The sequence below is a fragment of the Streptomyces sp. NPDC001816 genome, assembly GCF_042892235.1.
In the GTDB taxonomy this organism is placed as follows: domain Bacteria; phylum Actinomycetota; class Actinomycetes; order Streptomycetales; family Streptomycetaceae; genus Streptomyces.
This window is the reverse complement of record NZ_JBIATY010000008.1, coordinates 89,762-108,965: the sequence shown is the minus strand read 5'-3', so window position 1 is coordinate 108,965 and position 19,204 is coordinate 89,762. Positions and strand designations below refer to the sequence as shown.

The window sequence follows — 19,204 nt, the reverse complement described above, 5'->3', positions numbered from 1 at the left end:
GCGACGGACGGTTGTCCATCGCGCCACCAAAAGGGGTGAACGGTCGTAACTTTCGCGTGCGGGTAGCGTTCCGTCGCGCTAGGAGAGCAGACGGTGATCGACCACGTTCGAAACGTTACGCCACGGCCGGCTCCCGCCGGGCCGCCCGCCGCACCGCCGCCAGCTCCGGGTCGAGCGCGGGCACGGCGGCCAGGAGCTGCTTGGTGTACGGCTCGCGCGGGGCGTCGTACACCTCGTCGACGGTTCCGGACTCGACGACCTGTCCGCGGCGCATCACCGCGACCCGGGCGCTGACCTGGCGCACGACGGCGAGGTCGTGCGCGATGAACACCAGCGCCAGGCCGAGTTCGCGCTGCAGCTCGCCGAGCAGTTCGACCACCTGGGCCTGCGTCGTGACGTCGAGCGCCGAGACGGGCTCGTCGCAGACGATGACGCGCGGGTCGGCGGCGAGCGCCCGGGCGATGCCGACGCGCTGGCGCTGTCCGCCGCTGAACTCGTGCGGGTAGCGGTCGTAGTGGGCCGCTTCGAGCCCGACGCGCTCCAGCAGTTCGACCACGCGCGCCCGGATGTGCTGCTCGTCCCTCCCCCGCGCGCGGAGCGGATCGGCGATGGACTCGCCCACGCTGCGACGGGGGTTGAGGGAGGAGACGGGGTCCTGGAAGACCATCTGGACGGCCGGGTTCACGCCGGTGTGCGGGCGCCCCGCGTAGTGGATCTCACCGGCGGTCGGTTCGAGCAGTCCGACCAGCATGCGGCCCAGTGTCGTCTTGCCGCTGCCGCTCTCCCCCACGACGCCCAGGGTCTCGCCCCGGCGGACGGTCAGTGAGACGTCGTCCACGGCCGTGAACGCCCGCTTGCCGCGCCCGAACTCGCGCCGGAGCCCGGTGGCCTCCAGCACGACCTCGTCGAACGCCTCGGAGGGGGCGCGCTGTGCGTCCACGCGCGGGACGGCGTCGAGCAGTTCGCGGGTGTACGCCTGCGCGGGCGCCGCCAGGACCGTGCCGACCGGGCCGTGCTCGACGGCCCGGCCGTGCCGCATGACCAGTACCTCGTCGACGCTCTCGGCGGCGACGCCCACGTCGTGGGTGACGAGCAGCAGGCCCATGCCGGTCTCCTCGCGCAGCGTGTGCAGCAGGTCGAGGATCTGGGCCTGGACGGTGACGTCGAGGGCCGTCGTGGGCTCGTCGGCGATCAACAGGTCCGGCCGGCAGGCGAGCGCCATGGCGATGAGGGCGCGCTGGCGCATGCCGCCGCTGAACTCGTGCGGGCGCGACCGGGACCGGCGTTGTGCGTCCGGAATTCCAACCCTCTCCAGCACCTCGACGGCACGCGCGCGTGCCGCACGACGCGAGGCGCGCGTGTGGACGCGGTACACCTCGGCGATCTGGTCGCCGATCGCGTGGTACGGGTCGAGCGAGGACAGCGGGTCCTGGAAGACCATGGCGGCCCTGGCACCGCGCAGCCGCCGCAGTTCCGCGTCCGGGGCCTGCTGTACGTCCGTGCCGGCGACGTGCACCGTGCCGCCGACCTGTGCCCCGGTGCCCCGGTGCAGGCCCAGCAGGGCGCCGGCGACCGTGGACTTGCCGGAACCGGACTCGCCGACCAGCGCGAGGGCGGCGCCCTTCTCCAGCCGGAAGGAGAGCCCGTCCACGGCCCGCAGCGAGCCGAACTCGACCGTCAGGTCCGTGACTTCCACCAGGCTCATGCGAGTACCACCCGTCGGTCGGCCACCGCGTACAGGACGTCCGCGACGGCGTTGGCGATGACGACGAAGAAGCCGACGACCAGGACCATGCCGACGACCACCGGCAGGTCGACGACCTTCACCGCGTGCACCAGTTCCTGGCCGATGCCGGGCAGGCCGAACAGGGTCTCGGTGAGGACGGCGCCGCCGACGGCCGAGCCGACGTTGTTGGCGTTCAGCGCGATGACGGGCGCGAGCGCGCCGCGCAGGGCGTGCCGGCCCACGATCGAGCGCTCCCCCACGCCGTACGCCCGGAAGGTGCGGATGTGGTCCTCGGCGAGCGTCTCCAGCATCGAGGTGCGGGTGAGCCGGGCGAACGCGGCCGCCTCGATGAGGGCGAGCGAGAGCCAGGGCAGCAGCAGGTTCCACGCCCACTGCTCGGGGTCGTCGGTGAGGTTCACGTACTGCGGGAAGGGCAGCAGCTGGAGTTCGCCGCAGACGACGATCATCAGCACGAGGCCGATGACGAAGACGGGGGTGGCGGTGCCTGCGAGGGTGAGGGCGGTCAGCAGGCGCTCGGAGATCCGGCCGCGCCGCCAGGCGGAGAGCACGCCGGTGCCGACGCCGAGCAGGAGCCACAGCACCATCGCGCCGAGGACGAGCGACAGGCTGACCGGAAGTTTGGTCAGGATGATGTCCATGACCTGCTGGTCGCTCTGGTACGACAGCCCCAGGCAGGGTGCGGAGCAGTGCGCCGCCGAGGTGCCCGTGGAGTAGTCCTGGCCGACGAAGAGGCCTTCGAGGAAGTGCCAGTAGCGCAGGTAGAGCGGGTCACCGAGCTTGAGCTGCGCGGCGACCTGGTGCACCTGCTGCGGCGAACAGCGCGGGCCGCAGGTGATCTGGGCGACGTTGCCGGGGGTGGCGTAGAAGACGACGTAGACGATCACCGAGATGGCGAGCAGGGTGACCACCATGCCGACGGCGCGGCGCAGCACGAAACCGCCGAAGCCGCTCATGCGGTCTCCTCCTTCCCGGTCCCGCTCTCGTTCCTTCGGCCGGTGCCGACGCGCAGGCGGGAGGCCGCGCGCGGATCGAGTGCGGTGCGCACGCCGTCGCCGAGGACGGTCAGGGCCAGGACGGTGACGAACAGGGCTCCGGCCGGCAGCAGCAGGTACTGCGGCGCGGCCTGGTACCAGACGTCGGCGCTGGTGAGCATCTGCCCCCAGGACGGCGTGGGCGGCTTGACGCCCACGCCGAGGAAGGAGAGGGCGGCCTCGACCGAGATGTTCATGGGGACGAGCAGCGCCGCGTACGTGATGACGGGCGCGGCCAGCCCCGGGAGCAGCTCGCGGCGGGCGATCTGCCAGGTGCCCCACCCGCTCAGCCGGGCCGCGGAGACGTAGTCGAGGCCCTTGAGGGTGAGGGTCTGGGCGCGCACGATCTTGGCGATGTTGCCCCAGGCGATGAGGCCGATGACGAGGGTGACGAGGACGGGGCGCGGAAAGCTCGACGGGACGATCGCCAGCAACGCCAGGGACATGATCACCAGCGGCATGGCGACGATGACGTCCGTGATCCGGCTCAACAGTTGATCAACCCATCGGCTGCCGAGCGCGGAGGCCACGCCGACCACGACCCCGATCGCGACCTGCACCACGGTCGCCGCCAGCGCGACGCCCAGCGACACCCGTGCTCCGTAGACCAGCCGCGCGAACAGGTCGCGCCCGGTCTGCGGTTCGACGCCCAGCCAGTGGCCGGCGCCGGCGCCGCCGAAGGAGCCGATGGGCACGCCCCCGCGCGCGGAGTCGATCAGGGAGGGGTGGTACGTGGTCGGGTCCTGGCCTTCCAGGGCGGTGAGCAGGGGCGCGGCGAGCGCGACCAGGACGAGCAGCGCGACGACGACCGCCGCGACGAGGGCGGCGCGCTGCGCCCGCAGCCGCCGCCAGAACTGACGGGCCCCCGTGGCCCCCGGGACGGGCGTGTCCGTCCCGGGGGCCTGGGTGGCGACAAGTGCCTCGCTCACGGCGCTACTTGACCGCGACCTGGGAGATGTCCAGAACACCGGTCCAGTCGCTGATCACGATGTTCCTGACGTCCTTGCCGTACAGGCGCTTGTAGACGGGGTGGAACAGCGGCACGGTCAGGGCCTGTGCGCCGATCTTCTTGTCCAGTGCACCCCACCGCTTGGCGGCCGCGTCAAGGTCGGTCAACTTGTTGATCGCGTCAATCTCGTCATTGACCGACTTGTCGTTGAGCAGGCCCGTGTTGAAGTTCGCTCCATCCTTGACGATCTGCCGGCCGTCGAAGATCGGGGCGAGGAAGGGACCGCCGGAGGGCCAGTCGGCACCCCAGTGGGCGAGGAAGAAGCCGGGCTCCGACTTCACGCTGTGGATCTTGTCCCGGTAGTCGTTGTCCTCCAGGCCCTGGAGCTTGACCGTGATGCCGGCCTTCTTCAGGGCGTCCTGGACGGCGGTGGCGATCTCCGGGCCCGTCTCGAAGTTCTTGTCGTTGGAGTGGGTGAGCGTGATGGTGAGCCCGTTCTTGTAACCGGCTTCCTTCAGCAGCTCCTTGGCCTTGGCCGGGTTGCCGGCCTTGCCCGCCGGGAAGAGGTCGTACGGCTCGTAGCCGAAGGACTTCTGGTCGGGCAGGTAGGTGGTCGCGGGCTCGGCGAGCGCGGAGCCGCCGGCCGCGTTGATCACGGACGACCGGTCGATGGCGTACGAGATCGCCTGCCGCACCTTGACGTCGTCGAACGGCTTCACCGTCGGGTTGAACGCGATGTAGTTCGTGTAGCCGAAGTGGCCGGTGCCCACGCGCGCGGCCAGCTCCTTGTCACCGGTCACCTTGGCCAGCTCGGCCGGGCCGAGGTTGGTGTCCGTGGTGACCGCGCCCGCGTCCGCACCCTGAGACGCGGACAGCCGTTGGTTGATCACGGAGGAGTCGAGGCCGGAGCGGACGTCGACGGTGTCCGGGTAGGCCTTGCGCTCGGCGTCGACGGCCGTGGACCAGTGCGTGTTGCGCTCGAGCACCAGGTGCTCACCGTCGTTCTCGTTCTTCACGACCTTGTACGGGCCCGACGAGATCGGGTGCTCCTCGTACTTGGTGCCCGTGTCCTTGCCCTTCGGGACGGGCGTGAACTGCGTCTGCGTGGCCAGGAACGGGAACTCGCCCTCGGGCTTGTTCAGATGGAAGACGATGGTCCGCGCGTCCGGCGTCTCGATCGCCGAGAGGCCCTTCTTGTCCTTGTACGGGCCCTGGTAGTCGGCCGCGCCGACCAGCCAGTCCCTCAGGTACGGTGCGCCGCCGGAGAGTTCGGGGGCGAAGGAGCGCTCGATGCCGTACTTGATGTCGGCCGAGGTGATCGGGGTGCCGTCCTCGTACTCGAGTCCCTTCTTCAAGGTGTACGTCCAGACGGTCGCGTCCTTGCTGGGGCGCCCGGTGTCGGTGGCCAGGTCCGGGACGACCTTGGCGCCGGCCGCGCCGTTCTCCCGGTTGCGCGTGGTGAGCGTGCGGAACACGAGCGAAGGGACGTTGCCGCCGCCGGAGGTATAGAGGCGGGCGGGGTCGAAGTCCTGCTGCGGTTCGGAGTTCAGGACGGTCAGCGTGCCGCCCTTGTGCGGCGCAAAGTCGCCACCGGAGCCCTTGGCATCGTTGTCCTTCGGGCCGCAGGCGGCGGCGCCCGCTGCCACGACCAGGCTGACGGATGCCGCTGCCACGCGGCGCGCTATGACGGACGGTTGACGCATCGGAAAGACGACCTCTCGGGGAACTGATCGGGGAATTCTCGAAGAGTGAGACATGCGGACGAGGAGTGAGACGGCTGCGGGCAGACGTCGGCCCCGGCGTCGGGTCGTCGAAAAGCCCGTGACACGGTCACGGACGGAAAAGGAGGAAAGTCGCGACGCGAACGCCAGGGAGGCGGCGTCAGCGACAGTCGATGTCGGCCACGCAGAGCGCGGTCACGCCGATCAGCGCCAGCTCGATGGCGGCGCTGTTGGAGACGGCATGACTAGACCACATGCGCAAAAATATGAACGACCTTGCTGCTCATGTCAATGTGACGCGTGCGACGCCTGTCAACTCCCGGGATAGGGCCAGGGGTTGGGCAGGCAGTGGATTCCGTCGTGGTCGAGGAACTTGGTCTGCTGCTGCATGACCGGCGCCAGCTCGCCGTCCTTCTGACACGACACATGGCCGTGGCCGAGCCGGTGGCCCACCTCGTGATTGATGAGCATCTGCCGGTACGGGTGGATTTTGTCCCCATATGTCTTGCTGCCCTGTGCCCACCGGTAGGCGTTGATCATTACGCGCTCCGTGGACGCCGAGTCGCAGGAGACGTTGTCCTCCGTGGTGTCCAGGCCCGACTTGGCGCACCACTTGGCGGTGGTGCCGGGGCTGGCGAGCGTGATCACGAAGTCGGGTTTGCCGGAGGAGACGCGCTCGAAGGTACGGGCGCCGCCGTGGGCCCAGCTGCGGTTGTCGTTGAGCGTCTTCTGCACGGCCGCGGCGAACAGCTCGCCGTCCAGGCCGAGTCCCTGCTCGACGTCGACGCGGTAGGTGAACTTCTGCCCCTTGCCGGGCGCCTTGTCGAACCCCGGGACGGTGTCGAACTTTCCCGAGCCCTGCAGCGTGACGCCGAGCGGGTACTTCCGGTCCATCTTCTGCTCGTACGTCAGCGTCGCCACGCTCGGCGAGGCGGACGGGGTGCTCTGCCCGGGGACCTGGGTGCCGCGCGCCTGGCCGGTGGCGGACTGCGAGCGTGCGTCGGTGTCGTCGTTGCGGTCGGTGACGTGCCCGGCGACGACGACCGCGAGCACGGTGGTCACGGCCGCGGCCGCGATGCCCGTGAAGGCCCGCCCCTTGCCGCCGCCGCGCTGCGCGGGCAGGCCGGCCGGAGGCGCCTCGCCCCCGTCGGCCGCCGGCTCGGCACCGGCGTCGTACGACTCCCGCTCCTGAGCGGAGTCCGTACGGCCGGACCGGGGCGCGAAGACGTCGACGTCCTCCTCGAAGGCCTCGAGGTAGTCCTGCCGGGGCCCACCACCGGAACGACGCGGCCCACCCTGCCGCTGCCGCGGAAAGGCGACACCGGGCCCGCCAACGCCCGGCCGCCCCCCGGGAGCAACCCCGACGCCGGACCCGGCCGCACCCGCGAACTCCCCCCAGCCACCGCCGACTTCACGCTGCTCGGGATGCCCGCCACGGGCCTGCCCGGCACTACCGCCGAGTCGCGGTACACCGTGGGCAGGAGTGCCATCGGGAAGCCGCGGCACACCAGGGGCGGGGGTGCCATTGGGAAGCCGCGCAGGCGCGCCGCCAGGAAAGCGCGGCACACCCTGAGCCGGAGTGCCGTCAGCGAAGCGCGGTGCGCCTCCCGCCGGGGTCCCCGGCGGGAAACCGGGCGCGCCCTGGGCGGTGCGCGGTGTGCCGTACCCCTGGGGAGCGCCCTCGGGTGCCTGGCGCTGGCCGGGCAGGATGGGCTGTCGCGTCTCGCGCGGAGTGCCGGGGGCAGAGCCCCGTCCCCCTCGCCGGGCGGCTATGTCGGCGGAGTCGTCCTTGGGGGCCGGTCCGCGGCGGCTGTGGCGTCCCACCTCGGCCCTCAGCTCCCCGCGCCCGTGGCGGCGACGTCGCCCCCGGCGGTCGTGTCGGATCCGGCCCTGGGCGCCGCGGCCTCCGCGATCCGGGTCGCGCCGGCAGTCCCGGACTCACCCGCGCCCCCGAACTCCCCCTTCTCCGCGAGGAGTTCCTGGAACGCTCCGGCCACCAGCTCCGGGTATTCCATCATCGCCACGTGACCCGCCTCCGGCAGGGACAGGAGGCGGGAGTCGGGGAAGGCGCGGGCGGCCTTGCGGGCCATGCGGTAGCCGACCAGCTGGTCACGGCCGCCGTAGATCAGCAGAGTCGGGGCGAGCACGCGCTCGGCCTGGCGCCACAGCCCGTGCTGGCCACCGAGGGTGTAGGCATTGACCACCCCGCGCGCGGAGCGTGCCATCGCGTCCCAGAAGTACGGCAGTTGCAGCCGCCGCTCCAGCTCCTCCACGGCCTGCTGGAACGCCTCCGACGTCACCCGCCCGGGGTCGCCGTAGCACAGCCCCAGCACGCCGCGCACGCGCTGCTCGGCCGTCCACTCCCTGGTGAGCCGGGTGAAGAGTCCGGCCACCCCGGGCACACCCAGCAGCGCCGTGGGCATCGCGGTGCGCTGCACGCGCAGCTCCGGCAGGGCGGGCGAGACCAGCGTCAGGGTGCGTACGAGATCCGGCCGTACGGCGGAGACGCGCGTGGCGACCGCTCCGCCGAGGGAGTTGCCGAAGAGGTGGACCGGGCCGCGCTCGGCGGCGTCCAGATAACGGATGACCGCGCGCGCGTGCCCCGTGACGGAGTAGTTGCCGTCGTCCGGGGGCGGGGAGTCACCGAAGCCGGGCAGGTCGAGCGCCTCGCTGTCGACGACGCCGTCCAGCTCCCTCATCAGGGTGGACCAGTTCTGCGAGGAACCGCCGAGCCCGTGGACGTACAGTGCGGGCGGCAGCCCCTCGCGCGCGGGGCGCCGCGAACGGACCGACAGGGTGACCCCCGGCAGCCCCACCGACCTCAGCCGCTCGCCCTCGCCGACCCGGACGGGCGCCACCTTCGGGAGGACACTGGCGGCCGTTACGGACGGCGACTCGGTCGAAGACATGCGGCAATGTTACGAGACGATCACGCTGTGGCTCATGTGTTCGCCATCACAGGTTGACCCCTGTCGCGGCGGAAACCCGGACCGGGGAGCCGCGCGGCGAACGGGCGTCCTTGGCATGGCGTCCGGATCAGGTGTCTCCTAGGCTCGTACCGGGCACCCGTATGTGGCCCCTGCTGCTTCCAGGGACGTTCGTAGGAAGGGAGCCCACCATGGCCTATGACCCCATCGAGCCCGACGTGACCGAGGATCTGCCGGCCGAGGACACCCCGTCGATCGACGTGGAGGCCCCGGAGGGTGACGCCGTCGAGCAGCACGCCGACATCACGCCGGAGCGCGACGACCCACTTACGGGAGTGGATCCCGCCCGCGGAAACGAGGCCGATCTCGTCGAACAGACGCGCGTGGTGACACAGGACGAAGAGGACTACCGCTGACCACGCGGGACCACTCGGCACCCCTCCGGCCGTGTAAGCCTGCCTTTGTGGCTTTCGTCGCCGTCCGGTACGTGAAATTCTGCGCTCGCACCGCGCACACCACGGTTACCGAAAAGTACGATGGCCGCGCGGTTTACACCGCATGTGGACGACTCTGGGAGGCGGCGTGACAGCCATCGAGCAAACCGAGGCGGCGCGCCCGCGTGGCACCCGTCTGCCGCGCCGAGCCCGACGGAACCAGCTGCTGGGCGCCGCCCAGGAGGTCTTCGTCGCGCAGGGCTACCACGCGGCCGCGATGGACGACATCGCCGAGCGGGCGGGCGTCAGCAAGCCGGTGCTCTACCAGCACTTCCCCGGCAAGCTCGACCTCTACCTCGCCCTGCTGGACCAGCACTGCGAGTCGCTGATCCAGGCCGTGCGCGGCGCACTGGCGTCCACGACCGACAACAAGCAGCGCGTGCGGGCGACCATGGACGCCTACTTCGCGTACGTCGAGGACGACGGCGGTGCCTTCCGCCTGGTCTTCGAGTCGGACCTGACGAACGAGCCCGCGGTGCGCGAGCGGGTCGACAAGGTCACCAACGACTGCGCCGAGGCGATCTGCGACGTCATCGCCGAGGACACGGGCCTCTCTCGCGCGGAGTCGATGCTGCTCGCCTCCGGGCTCGGCGGCCTCGCCCAGGTGGTGGCGCGTTCCTGGCTGCACAGCGACCGCAGCGTGCCGCGCGATCAGGCCGTGCAGCTGCTGACCTCGCTGGCTTGGCGGGGCATCGCCGGCTTCCCGCTGCACGGCACCGAGAACCACTGACGCTCATTTGTTCCCGCCCGGTGTTCGCTGTTGGCGTTCCGGCCCGCAGCGTGTACGTCCGCTCACCGGGCTAATGTGTGCTGGGTACGGCGCGGAAGATCGCGCACATCACTGACCGTCGGAGGGACATAGCCGTGGAGGTCAAGATCGGCGTGCAGCACGCGCCCCGCGAGATCGTTCTGGAGAGCGGTCAGAGCGCCGAGGACATCGAGCGCGTGGTGGCCGAGGCGCTGGCCGGAAAGTCGCAGCTGCTGAGCCTTCAGGACGAGAAGGGCCGCAAGGTCCTGGTCCCGGCGGACCGCCTGGCGTACGTGGAGATCGGCGAGCCGACGGTCCGCAAGGTGGGCTTCGGCGCTCTCTAGACCAGGGTTCGGGAAGGGTCCGGCGGCACTGTGCCGCCGGGCCCTTCCGCCTGTGCGGCCTGCGCACAGATGGAGCACAAGTCGCCCACAGAGGAGGATTGCAATCCGCAGGTCACGGGTATGACCGGCTACGACCGTGAAGCGCAGGCCGGCCGTGGGAGGGACCCCGAGATGATCCTGGAAGCATTCGGATCCGCTGTGCTCGGTCTGGTCCTCGCCTGGGCGGCGACCCACCGGCTGTCACACCGCCTGCCCGCCCGGCCCCTGGTGTTCTCGACAGGCGTCGCCGGAGCCCTTTTCGGCGACTTCGTCACCCACAGCGCCCTCGGTTCGGGCAGCGTCCTGCTGAACCTCCTGGGCGCCGCGATCGTCTCCGCAGCATCCCTGTCCCTCCTCCTCCGCCCGTCAGCCCGCCTCCGCCGACGATCAGCGACGGCGTAGGCGCCGGGACGGGGGGGCGGCGGCGCGGCGAAGCCGCCAGCGCCGCCAGGGGCGCGGGGCTGTGTTTGATATGCGGCTCCGCCGCGTGGGCGCGCCCAGCCCCCACCCACCCGTAGCCGCGAGCCGACCGAAACCACCCCCCACAGAGCGCAACGGCTCTTAGGCCGCGAGGCCCAGCGCAGCCATCCGCTTGGTGTGCGCCTCAGTGATCCGCGAGAACATCCTGCCGACCTCCGCGAGATCGAACCCGTCGGCAACGCCACCCACGAGCATCGTCGACAGCGCGTCCCGGTCGGCGACCACCCGCTGCGACTGCGACAGCGCCTCGCCCATCAGCCGCCGCGCCCACAGCGCCAGCCGGCCGCCCACGCGCGGGTCGGCGTCGATCGCCGCGCGCACCTTCTCCACCGCGAACCCGGCGTGCCCGGTGTCGTCGAGGACGGCGAGGACCAGCTCGCGGGTGTCGGAGTCGAGGCGGGCCGCGACCTCCCGGTAGAAGTCGCTCGCGATCGAGTCGCCGACGTACGCCTTGACCAGGCCCTCCAGCCAGTCCGAGGGCGCCGTCTGCTTGTGGAAGCCGTCCAGGGCCGCCACGAAGGGCTCCATCGCCGCGGTCGGCTCCTCGCCGATCTCGGTCAGCCGGTCCCGCAGCCTCTCGAAGTGGTGGAACTCGGCCGAGGCCATCTTCGCCAGCTCCGCCTTGTCCGCGAGCGTCGGTGCCAGCTTGGCGTCCTCCGCGAGCCGCTCGAACGCCGCCAGCTCCCCGTACGCGAGCGCGCCGAGCAGGTCCACGACCGCGGCACGGTAGTGCGGGTCGGCGGATGCCTGCGCCCAGTCCTGGGCGGCGACACCGGTGTGCTCGGCGGGTGCGGCGGACGCGTTCTCAGGCTTGTCAGAGCTAGTCATGAGGCGCACAATAGCCCGCTTGCCGTACCTCGGAAGCCCCTGGCCAACCACTGTGACCACGACTACGTGACCAAATCGGCCATCGCATGTGCGCCAATCCGGGGTATGGTGGTAATGCGCCTGCTGAGAGTGCGTCGACGATGTTCGACGTCTTCTGACAGGGCGCACGCATGAGGATGCCCGGTCGGTGGCCCGATCGGCTCCGACCCGACAGCCCTCCCCGGCCGTACGGCTCATTACGTACGACGACCGGAGGGACACCCTCAGCGGTACGAGCGCTAGAGCGTCGGCAGAGGTCCCGTGTCTTACGGCTTGCCCGAGTGGTTCGTCCGTACGGCAGCCGACGTCCCCGGCACGGTCAGTCATGACCCCCGCGCTCGCCTCGCACCGCGCACACAGAAGAGGCAAAACCCTGACTACGACGTTTCGTGAACTCGGAATCCTGCCCGAGACCGCCGAGGCCCTGGAAGCCGTCGGCATCATCAATCCCTTCCCCATCCAGGAGATGACGCTCCCCGTCGCCCTTTCCGGCACGGACGTCATCGGCCAGGCCAAGACCGGTACCGGCAAGACGCTCGGTTTCGGCCTTCCGCTCCTTGAGCGCGTGACCGTCCCGGCCGACGTCGAGGCGGGCCGCGCGCGGCCCGAGGCCCTCACCGACGCCCCGCAGGCGCTCGTCGTCGTCCCCACCCGCGAGCTGTGCACCCAGGTCACCAACGACCTGCTGACGGCCGGCAAGGTCCGTAACGTGCGCGTGACGGCGATCTACGGCGGCCGGGCCTACGAGCCCCAGGTCGAGGCCCTGAAGAAGGGCGTCGACGTGGTCGTCGGCACCCCGGGCCGCCTGCTGGACCTGGCCGGGCAGAAGAAGCTGGACCTGAGCCACATCAAGAGCCTGGTCCTCGACGAGGCCGACGAGATGCTCGACCTGGGCTTCCTGCCCGACGTCGAGAAGATCATCAACCTGCTGCCGGCCAAGCGCCAGACCATGCTGTTCTCGGCGACCATGCCGGGCGCGGTCATCGGTCTCGCGCGCCGCTACATGTCGCAGCCCACCCACATCCGCGCCACCGCGCCGGACGACGAGGGCGCGACGGTCGCGAACATCAAGCAGTTCGTCTACCGCGCGCACTCCCTCGACAAGCCGGAGATGGTCGCGCGCATCCTGCAGGCCGATGGCCGCGGGCTCGCGATGATCTTCTGCCGTACGAAGCGGACGGCGGCCGACATCGCCGAGCAGCTGCAGCGCCGCGGCTTCGCCTCCGGCGCCGTCCACGGCGACCTCGGCCAGGGCGCCCGTGAGCAGGCCCTTCGAGCCTTCCGCAACGGCAAGGTCGACGTCCTCGTCTGCACCGACGTCGCCGCGCGCGGCATCGACGTCGAGGGCGTGACCCACGTCATCAACTACCAGTCCCCCGAGGACGAGAAGACGTACCTGCACCGCATCGGCCGTACGGGCCGCGCGGGCGCGAAGGGTACGGCCATCACGTTCGTCGACTGGGACGACATCCCGCGCTGGCAGCTGATCAACAAGGCGCTGGAGCTGCAGTTCAACGACCCGGTGGAGACGTACTCCAGCTCCCCGCACCTGTTCTCGGACCTCGGCATCCCCGAGGGCACCAAGGGCACTCTGCCGCGCTCCGAGCGCACCCGCGCCGGGCTCGACGCGGAGGAGCTCGAGGACCTGGGCGAGACCGGTGGCCGCGGTGCGCGCGGTCGCGGTGGCCGGGGCGGTCGCGACGGCCGCGACGGTCGCGACGGCCGCGACGGCCGTGCCGAGTCCGCCACGACCGAGCGTGAGCGCCCGGCGCGCACGCCGCGCCGTCGCCGCCGCACCCGTGGCGGTGCTGCGCTGGACGCCTCCCCCGCTACGACCGCCTCGGCGCCGACCGCCGAGACCGGCACCGCGGAGGAGCCTTCGGCGACCCGCACCCCGCGCCGCCGTCGCCGTATGCGCGGCGGAGCCCCGGCGGAGGCGGTGCCGGCCACTGCCGCGACCGTGACCCCCGAGGCCGCCGTGGACACAGCGGAGGGACCGGCCGCGGTGGAGACCCCGGAGAAGCCGCGCCGTCGCCGCACCCGGAAGTCGGCCGAGACGGCCGAGGTCCAGGTGACCGAGGCTCCGGTGATCGAGGCCGCACCCGTGGCCGAGGCCGCGCCCGAGGCCGCCGCCGAGGTGACCGAGGCCAAGCCGCGCCGTCGTACCCGCAAGACGGCCGAACCGGCCGCCGAAACGGCAGTCGCGACGGCCGAGGGCACCGAGGAAGCCGCCCCGGCGACCAAGCCCCGCCGCACCCGCAAGACGGCCGCCGCCACCCCGGAAACGGTGGAGGCCGACGTCGAGGCCAAGCCACGCCGGACCCGCAAGACAGCCGCTGCCACCGCCGAGACCGCCGTGGACACGGCCGAGGCCACCGAGGCCAAGCCGCGCCGCACCCGCAAGACCGCCGCCACCGCCGCCGAAACGGCAGTCGCGCCGGCCGAGGGCACGGACGAGGCCGCCCCGGCGACCAAGCCCCGCCGCACCCGCAAGACCGCGGCCGCCGCCCCGGAAACGGTGGAGGCCGACGTCGAGGCCAAGCCGCGCCGTACGCGCAAGACAGCCGCTGCCGCCGAGGCTGCCGTGGACACGGCCGAGGCCAAGCCGCGCCGGACCCGCAAGACCGCCGCTGCCACCGCCGAAGCCGCCGTGGACACGGCCGAGGCCACCGAGGCCAAGCCGCGTCGCACCCGCAAGACGGCCGCCACCGCCCCGGAGGCGACGGAGGCTGAGGTCAAGCCCCGTCGCACCCGTAAGACGGCCGCTGCCGCCGCCGAAGCCACGGTGGACGGTGTAGAGGTGGCCGCCGCGCCCAAGGCACGGCGGACCCGTAAGGCCGTCGCCGCGGCGGCTGCTCCGGAGATTCCGGCGCAGGCCACCGACGAGCCGGATGCCAAGCCGCGCCGCCGGACCCGCAAGGCCGCGGAGCCCGTGGCCGAGGCCACGGAGACGGCGCCGAAGCCGCGCCGGACGCGGAAGGCGACGGCGGCCGTGGAGGCCACCGAGGCCTGACCGGCCCCACCGCAGGACAAGCACAACCGCCTCACCCGACGGCCCGGCCCACCACAGTGGGACCGGGCCGTCGGTCTTCTCCCCCCTCGCCCATCTCCCCCCTTGCCCCGCTCCCCCCATCGCCCCGATCCCCTTATCTCCCTCCCTCTGCCTCACCCTCCCTCCGCCCCGCCCGCGCGGCGCCCGATAGCCTCTCCCTCATGAGCAGGCCTGCCACCTTCGTCCCGCCCCACGGTGCCCGTGCGTACTCCCTGCGGACCGCGCGCGGTGAGTTCGCCGTCGTCGACGCGCCCGTGGCCGACGGGGTCGAGCCGAAGGGCGTCGCGCTGCTGCTGCCGGGGTTCACCGGGAGCAAGGAGGACTTCAATCCGCTGCATGTGCCGCTGGCCGAGCGCGGGTACCGGACCGTGGCCGTGGACGGCCGCGGGCAGTACGAGTCGGACGGGCCCGAGCACGACGAATCCGCCTACGCGCAGGAGGAGTTGGCGCGGGACGTGCTGGCACAGGCGGCGGCGATCGGAACGCCGGTGCATCTGCTGGGGCACTCGCTCGGCGGGCAGATCTCGCGTGCGGCCGTGCTGCTCGACCACGCGCCGTTTCTCTCCCTCACGCTGATGGCCTCGGGCCCGGCGCAGATTTCGGTCTCCCAGCAGGAGCGCGTGAAGCTGCTGCGGGACGCGCTCGGCGTGATGACGATGGCGGAGGTGTGGGACGCGATGCAGGCGATGGAGCCGCCCGAGGAGACCGACACGGGCAAGCTCGACGGCGGCCTGGTCGGCCGGGACGATCTGCGGCGCCGCTGGCTGGGCAACAAGCCCGCCCAACTCCTCGCCACCGGGCGCCAGTTGTGTACCGAGCCGGATCGTATCGCCGAACTGGCCGCCGTACCGCTGCCGTTCCACGTGCTGTCGGGCTCGCAGGACGACACCTGGCCGCCAGCGCTGCTGGACGAGATGGCGGTGCGGCTTCGGGCGCGGCGGTCCGTCATCGACGGGGCCGAGCACTCACCCAACACCGACCGCCCGCTCGCCACGGCTCGGGCGATCGCCGACTTCTGGGACGAGCGCCTGGGCTGAGGCGGGTGGCGGGCACCCAGGAGGGGCTAGTACTGCGTCTGCAGGTGCTCCCAGAAGCCGTCCCTGAGGGCGCGGCGCAGGTCCGCCTGGCCGCGCAGGGAGTACTGGAGCAGCCCTTCGGCCTCGACCAGCAGGTCCTGGTCGACGGAGCCGGGCAGGTAGGGGTGGCCGGGGAGCAGTTCGACGAGGGCTTCGCGGCCGCGCGCGGACAGCCACTTCGCGGCGATCTGGGCGCCGACGAAGCGGACGTCCTCGCGGGTGGGCCGGGTGCCGGCGGGGGCCTCGTAGGCGGCGGCCGTGCGGCGGGAGACGTACGGCTTGAAGAACTCCAGGTCGAGGGTGCGCTGGCTGTCGACCTCCCAGAGCAGCGGCTCGGCCTGGTTGCGGCCTTCGGGTGCTTCGATGCCCCACAGGTGGACGCGGGCGCCGTAACCCTGGGCCGCCTCCACCGCCGAGACCAGGTCCTCGTCGCCGCCGAGCAGGGCCGCGTCGCTGATCGCGCGGTGGCGGGCGAGGGACTCCAGGTCGGAGCGGATGAGGGAGTCGACGCCCTTTTGCTGGTTGTTGGCGTTGAGGTTGCCGAGGCGGACCTTGACATCGGGCAGTTCGGCGATGGACTGCTGCTCGGCGGTGTGGATGCGGCGGCGGGCGCCGTCGTACCAGTAGACGCGCAGCAGCCGGCTGTCCGCGAAGATCGTGCGGGCCTTGTCGATCAGTGCCTCGATGAGGCCCTCGGCGTCCAGGTCGAAGGCCCGTCGGTCCTCCGTTCCGGCGACCAGCCGACCGGCGGCCGCGTAGAGGTATCCCGCGTCGACGAAGATCGCGTGGGTCGAGGGCGTCTTCGCCACCTCGGCGAGCATGCGCTGCAGCAGCTCGTTGGTGTGGTCGATACGGGCGGCGAGGGCCGCCAGGTCGTCGTTCATCGCTTCCATTGTCCCGGCGGTCACGCTACGAACACAACCGGTCCCGGTCGGTCCCACGCGTCCCACCTACCGGTCGGTAATTAGGCGTTCGAAAAATTTCTTTAGCGTAGGGAATGTTTGTAACACGCATGCCGTTGACTACCTACGACAGCAGGACACACCAGTAGTTCTCCTCTGGAGGATGACCAGACGAAGGGAGAAGCCACATGCGCTTCGAAATCATGCGACTCGACGAGGTCAACGGCACCACCGTGGACAGCACCGTCGTGGACGCCGCCTCCGTCAACGGGATCGTTCAGCAGGCCGCCGCCATCGGACAGCGCCTGTGGATCCGCCCGGCCGAGACCCCGGCCTCGTAACACGGAACGCCACTCAAGCTTTCCGGGGGAGCCGAGCCCACGTCTCAGCTCCCCCGGATCACCTGAGTGACACCGTTGATGATCTGCTGCACCGCGATCGCGGAGAGCATCATGCCCGCGAGCCGCGTCACGAGGACCACGCCGCCGTCCTTGATGACCCGGATGATCAGCAGCGAGTAACGCATCACCAGCCACAGCACGACGTGGATCGCGAGGATCGCGGACCACACCGAGACCTGCGTGGCCACACTGTCGGCCTTCTGCACGGCCAGGATCACGGACACGATGGCACCGGGCCCCGCCAGCAGCGGCATGCCCAGCGGCACGAGGGCGACGTTCACGTCCTTGGTCTGCTTCGGCTCATCGGTCTTGCCGGTGAGCAGGTCCAGCGCAATCAGCAGAAGCAGCAGACCACCCGCGATCATCAGCGCGGGAACGGAGACGTGCAGGTAGTTCAGGATCTGGTGGCCCAGGACGCCGAACGTGGCGATGACCCCGAAAGCCACACAGACGGCCTGGAAGGCCATCCGCTTCTGCACCTTGGCAGGGCGCCCCGCGGTCAGCGCGAGGAAGATCGGGGTGATCCCGGGGGGATCCATGATGACAAAAAGGGTCAGGAACAGAGAGCCGAAGACGGCGACGTCGAACATGGCGGAAGTACAGGCCTTGCAGGAGAGAGGGAAACGGGCGTGAGGTGGAGCGGGGTCGACCCCTGAGGGGTCTCAGGCCCCGCCGGTGCCCGGCACCGGGAAGGCGCCGGTGGCCCGCCGGATGATCTCCCCGTACACCTCGGGGTCCGTCGTGTACTCGCCCAGCGACACGGTCTTGCGGCTGCCGTGGTAGTCCGAGGACCCCGTGACCAGCAGCCCCAGCTCCTTCGCGAGGCCCCGCAGGCGCTCCCGGGCGTCGAGGTCGTGGTCCATGTGGTCGACCTCGATGCCGTCCAGGCCGGCTGCGGCCATCTCGGCGATCGCGGACTCCGGCACCGTGCGGCCGCGCTTGGCGGCGGCCGGGTGCGCGAAGACGGCCACGCCGCCCGCGCCCTTGATCAGCCGGATCGCCTCGAAGGGGTCGGTCTCGTGCTTCTCCACGAAGGCCCGGCCGCCGTCGGCCAGCCACTCCTCGGTGAACGCGTCGCTCACCGTGGGCACGACGCCCAGCTCGACGAGCGCGGTCGCGACATGCGGACGCCCCACGGAACCGCCGGCGGCGATCCGCTCGACCTGCTCCCAGGTGACCGGCACGCCCAGCGCGTTCAGCTTGGCGACCATGCCCTGCGCCCGCGGCACCCGGTCGTCCCGGACCAGCTCCCGCTCGGCGAGCAGGGCGGGCTCCTCGGGGTCGAAGAGGTAGGCCAGCATGTGCATGGAGATGCCGTCGATACGGCAGGACAGCTCGGCGCCGGTCACCAGAATGAGCCCCTCGGGCACCGCGGCGATCGCCTCGGCGTACCCACGAGTGGTGTCATGGTCGGTCAGCGCGACGACGTCCAGCCCGGCGGCAGCGGCATTGCGCACCAGCTCGGCCGGGGTGTCCGTACCGTCGGAAGCCGTGGAGTGGCAGTGCAGATCGATACGCACGACACGAACTCCAGGCGGTGACGGGACGGAAGGGGACACCTAAGGATAGCGGTCGCGAAGGGATGCCCTGTCACACCCGCACCCGGGATGCACCCCCTACATGGCGGCGCAGCCGCCAAAGGGGCGCGGGGCTGTATCGAGATGCGGCTCCGCCGCGTGGGCGCGACCAGCCACGACGGACCCGCAGGCACCCACGAACCTCAGCCCCTACGGTCTCTACGGCTGAAGCAAGCGCGGCGAAAGCGCCCCGCACGGCACCAGATCCAGCTCCGCCCCCGCCTGCCGCAGATCCGTCAGCACCAGCTCGTCATACATGAGCAGGCCGGCCTGCTCGGGCCACATCACCGCCCACAGCCACATTCCGAGCGCCTCACCGGCGAAGACGGCCCGGTCGTCGGGGGTGCGATAGACATGCCAGAGCGGGGTCGGGCGGCCGGCGGCCAGGACCTTGGCCTGGGGCGGTTTCTCGACGTTCATGTACGCCCCCGGGTCGGGGCCGTCGATACCGGCGTACCGCGCGCCGAGGCCGACGCCGAGCTCCTCGGCGACCAGGATCAGCTCGCCCATGCCGCCGAGCGGGCCGGGACCGGAGCAGGCCACGGCGGTGGCACGGCCGCCGCTGCGGTCGTCCCCCGCATAGGCCACACCGGTGAACAGCCACCCGACCGGCAGTGGCCACGGCATCCACACCGGAACCTGTGTGCGGTGCACCACGACGTTGAGCGCCTCGACGCTGGGCGGGACCACGGGCTGCACCGGGTGCACCGTCCCGTGCGCATCACACTGCCAGGAATCGGCGAAGAGACCGGGAGCCCTGACCCGGCCACCACACTTCGGGCAACTGGGTTCGCCCCTCATAGAGCTCCACGGTCCTACCCCCGTCCCGTTACGTCAAGGACGATCACC

19 protein-coding genes are annotated in these 19,204 nt (G+C 71.3%); 7 read left to right on the top strand and 12 right to left on the bottom strand.

Annotation, left to right across the window (positions count from 1 at the left end):
* Positions 1 to 115: 115 nt before the first annotated feature.
* The 7 genes from ACFYZZ_RS27720 to ACFYZZ_RS27690 form a co-directional block, all read right to left on the bottom strand.
* Entirely contained in the window at positions 116 to 1,705 is a 1,590-nt protein-coding gene (locus tag ACFYZZ_RS27720; RefSeq protein ID WP_389181251.1) for a dipeptide ABC transporter ATP-binding protein, read from the bottom strand.
* On the bottom strand, positions 1,702 to 2,700 hold the full coding sequence (locus tag ACFYZZ_RS27715; protein WP_389181248.1) for an ABC transporter permease: 999 nt from the start codon (positions 2,698 to 2,700) through the stop codon (positions 1,702 to 1,704). The genes ACFYZZ_RS27720 and ACFYZZ_RS27715 overlap by 4 nt, the downstream gene beginning before the upstream one ends.
* A complete protein-coding gene (locus tag ACFYZZ_RS27710) occupies positions 2,697 to 3,707 on the bottom strand; it encodes an ABC transporter permease (protein ID WP_389181245.1) in 1,011 nt (336 codons plus the stop codon). Before ACFYZZ_RS27710 ends, ACFYZZ_RS27715 begins: the two co-directional genes overlap by 4 nt.
* A 4-nt stretch (positions 3,708 to 3,711) precedes the next feature.
* Positions 3,712 to 5,430, bottom strand: coding sequence for an ABC transporter substrate-binding protein (locus tag ACFYZZ_RS27705; protein WP_389181242.1), 1,719 nt, complete (start codon positions 5,428 to 5,430; stop codon positions 3,712 to 3,714).
* A gap of 178 nt (positions 5,431 to 5,608) precedes the next feature.
* Complete coding sequence (locus ACFYZZ_RS27700; RefSeq protein ID WP_341868990.1) at positions 5,609 to 5,704, bottom strand: Ms4533A family Cys-rich leader peptide; 96 nt, start codon at positions 5,702 to 5,704, stop codon at positions 5,609 to 5,611.
* 56 nt (positions 5,705 to 5,760) lie between these two features.
* Positions 5,761 to 7,272, bottom strand: a complete 1,512-nt coding sequence (locus ACFYZZ_RS27695; protein ID WP_389181239.1) for a DUF3152 domain-containing protein — start codon at positions 7,270 to 7,272, stop codon at positions 5,761 to 5,763.
* 8 nt (positions 7,273 to 7,280) lie between these two features.
* Positions 7,281 to 8,357, bottom strand: coding sequence for an alpha/beta fold hydrolase (locus ACFYZZ_RS27690; RefSeq protein ID WP_389181236.1), 1,077 nt, complete (start codon positions 8,355 to 8,357; stop codon positions 7,281 to 7,283).
* A 209-nt stretch (positions 8,358 to 8,566) separates the two neighbouring features.
* On the opposite strand from ACFYZZ_RS27690, the gene ACFYZZ_RS27685 reads away from it, so the two are divergent.
* The 4 genes from ACFYZZ_RS27685 (at position 8,567) to ACFYZZ_RS27670 (ending at position 10,402) form a co-directional block, all read left to right on the top strand.
* The gene (locus ACFYZZ_RS27685) at positions 8,567 to 8,791 is read left to right on the top strand and encodes a hypothetical protein (protein WP_389181233.1); all 225 of its coding nucleotides are present in this window, start codon (positions 8,567 to 8,569) and stop codon (positions 8,789 to 8,791) included.
* A 166-nt stretch (positions 8,792 to 8,957) separates the two neighbouring features.
* A complete protein-coding gene (locus tag ACFYZZ_RS27680) occupies positions 8,958 to 9,599 on the top strand; it encodes a TetR/AcrR family transcriptional regulator (protein WP_362118461.1) in 642 nt (213 codons plus the stop codon).
* A gap of 134 nt (positions 9,600 to 9,733) precedes the next feature.
* Positions 9,734 to 9,961 (top strand): DUF3107 domain-containing protein, encoded by a 228-nt coding sequence (locus ACFYZZ_RS27675; protein ID WP_386578203.1) that lies wholly within the window; start codon positions 9,734 to 9,736, stop codon positions 9,959 to 9,961.
* 171 nt (positions 9,962 to 10,132) lie between these two features.
* The gene (locus ACFYZZ_RS27670; protein WP_386578202.1) at positions 10,133 to 10,402 is read left to right on the top strand and encodes a hypothetical protein; all 270 of its coding nucleotides are present in this window, start codon (positions 10,133 to 10,135) and stop codon (positions 10,400 to 10,402) included.
* A 159-nt stretch (positions 10,403 to 10,561) separates the two neighbouring features.
* Here ACFYZZ_RS27670 and ACFYZZ_RS27665 read toward each other — a convergent pair whose 3' ends face one another.
* A complete protein-coding gene (locus ACFYZZ_RS27665) occupies positions 10,562 to 11,308 on the bottom strand; it encodes a ferritin-like fold-containing protein (RefSeq protein WP_386578201.1) in 747 nt (248 codons plus the stop codon).
* Positions 11,309 to 11,813: 505 nt separating this feature from the next.
* Here ACFYZZ_RS27665 and ACFYZZ_RS27660 point away from each other — a divergent pair.
* Together ACFYZZ_RS27660 and ACFYZZ_RS27655 are read left to right on the top strand one after the other, a co-directional pair.
* Positions 11,814 to 14,360, top strand: coding sequence for a DEAD/DEAH box helicase (locus ACFYZZ_RS27660; RefSeq protein WP_389181890.1), 2,547 nt, complete (start codon positions 11,814 to 11,816; stop codon positions 14,358 to 14,360).
* A 200-nt stretch (positions 14,361 to 14,560) separates the two neighbouring features.
* Entirely contained in the window at positions 14,561 to 15,436 is an 876-nt protein-coding gene (locus tag ACFYZZ_RS27655) for an alpha/beta fold hydrolase (protein WP_389181228.1), read from the top strand.
* 26 nt (positions 15,437 to 15,462) lie between these two features.
* Here ACFYZZ_RS27655 and ACFYZZ_RS27650 read toward each other — a convergent pair whose 3' ends face one another.
* A complete protein-coding gene (locus ACFYZZ_RS27650; protein WP_386578198.1) occupies positions 15,463 to 16,359 on the bottom strand; it encodes an NYN domain-containing protein in 897 nt (298 codons plus the stop codon).
* 206 nt (positions 16,360 to 16,565) lie between these two features.
* Between ACFYZZ_RS27650 and ACFYZZ_RS27645 the strand changes: the two genes are divergently transcribed.
* Positions 16,566 to 16,718 (top strand): hypothetical protein, encoded by a 153-nt coding sequence (locus ACFYZZ_RS27645; RefSeq protein ID WP_389181225.1) that lies wholly within the window; start codon positions 16,566 to 16,568, stop codon positions 16,716 to 16,718.
* A 44-nt stretch (positions 16,719 to 16,762) separates the two neighbouring features.
* Here the strand turns inward: ACFYZZ_RS27645 and ACFYZZ_RS27640 are convergent, their stop codons facing one another.
* From ACFYZZ_RS27640 to ACFYZZ_RS27630, 3 genes are all read right to left on the bottom strand, one after another.
* Complete coding sequence (locus ACFYZZ_RS27640) at positions 16,763 to 17,368, bottom strand: MarC family protein (RefSeq protein WP_386578197.1); 606 nt, start codon at positions 17,366 to 17,368, stop codon at positions 16,763 to 16,765.
* Positions 17,369 to 17,440: 72 nt separating this feature from the next.
* Entirely contained in the window at positions 17,441 to 18,298 is an 858-nt protein-coding gene (locus ACFYZZ_RS27635; RefSeq protein WP_389181222.1) for a PHP domain-containing protein, read from the bottom strand.
* Positions 18,299 to 18,514: 216 nt separating this feature from the next.
* Positions 18,515 to 19,156, bottom strand: a complete 642-nt coding sequence (locus ACFYZZ_RS27630; protein WP_386578195.1) for a DUF6758 family protein — start codon at positions 19,154 to 19,156, stop codon at positions 18,515 to 18,517.
* Positions 19,157 to 19,204 lie beyond the last annotated feature (48 nt).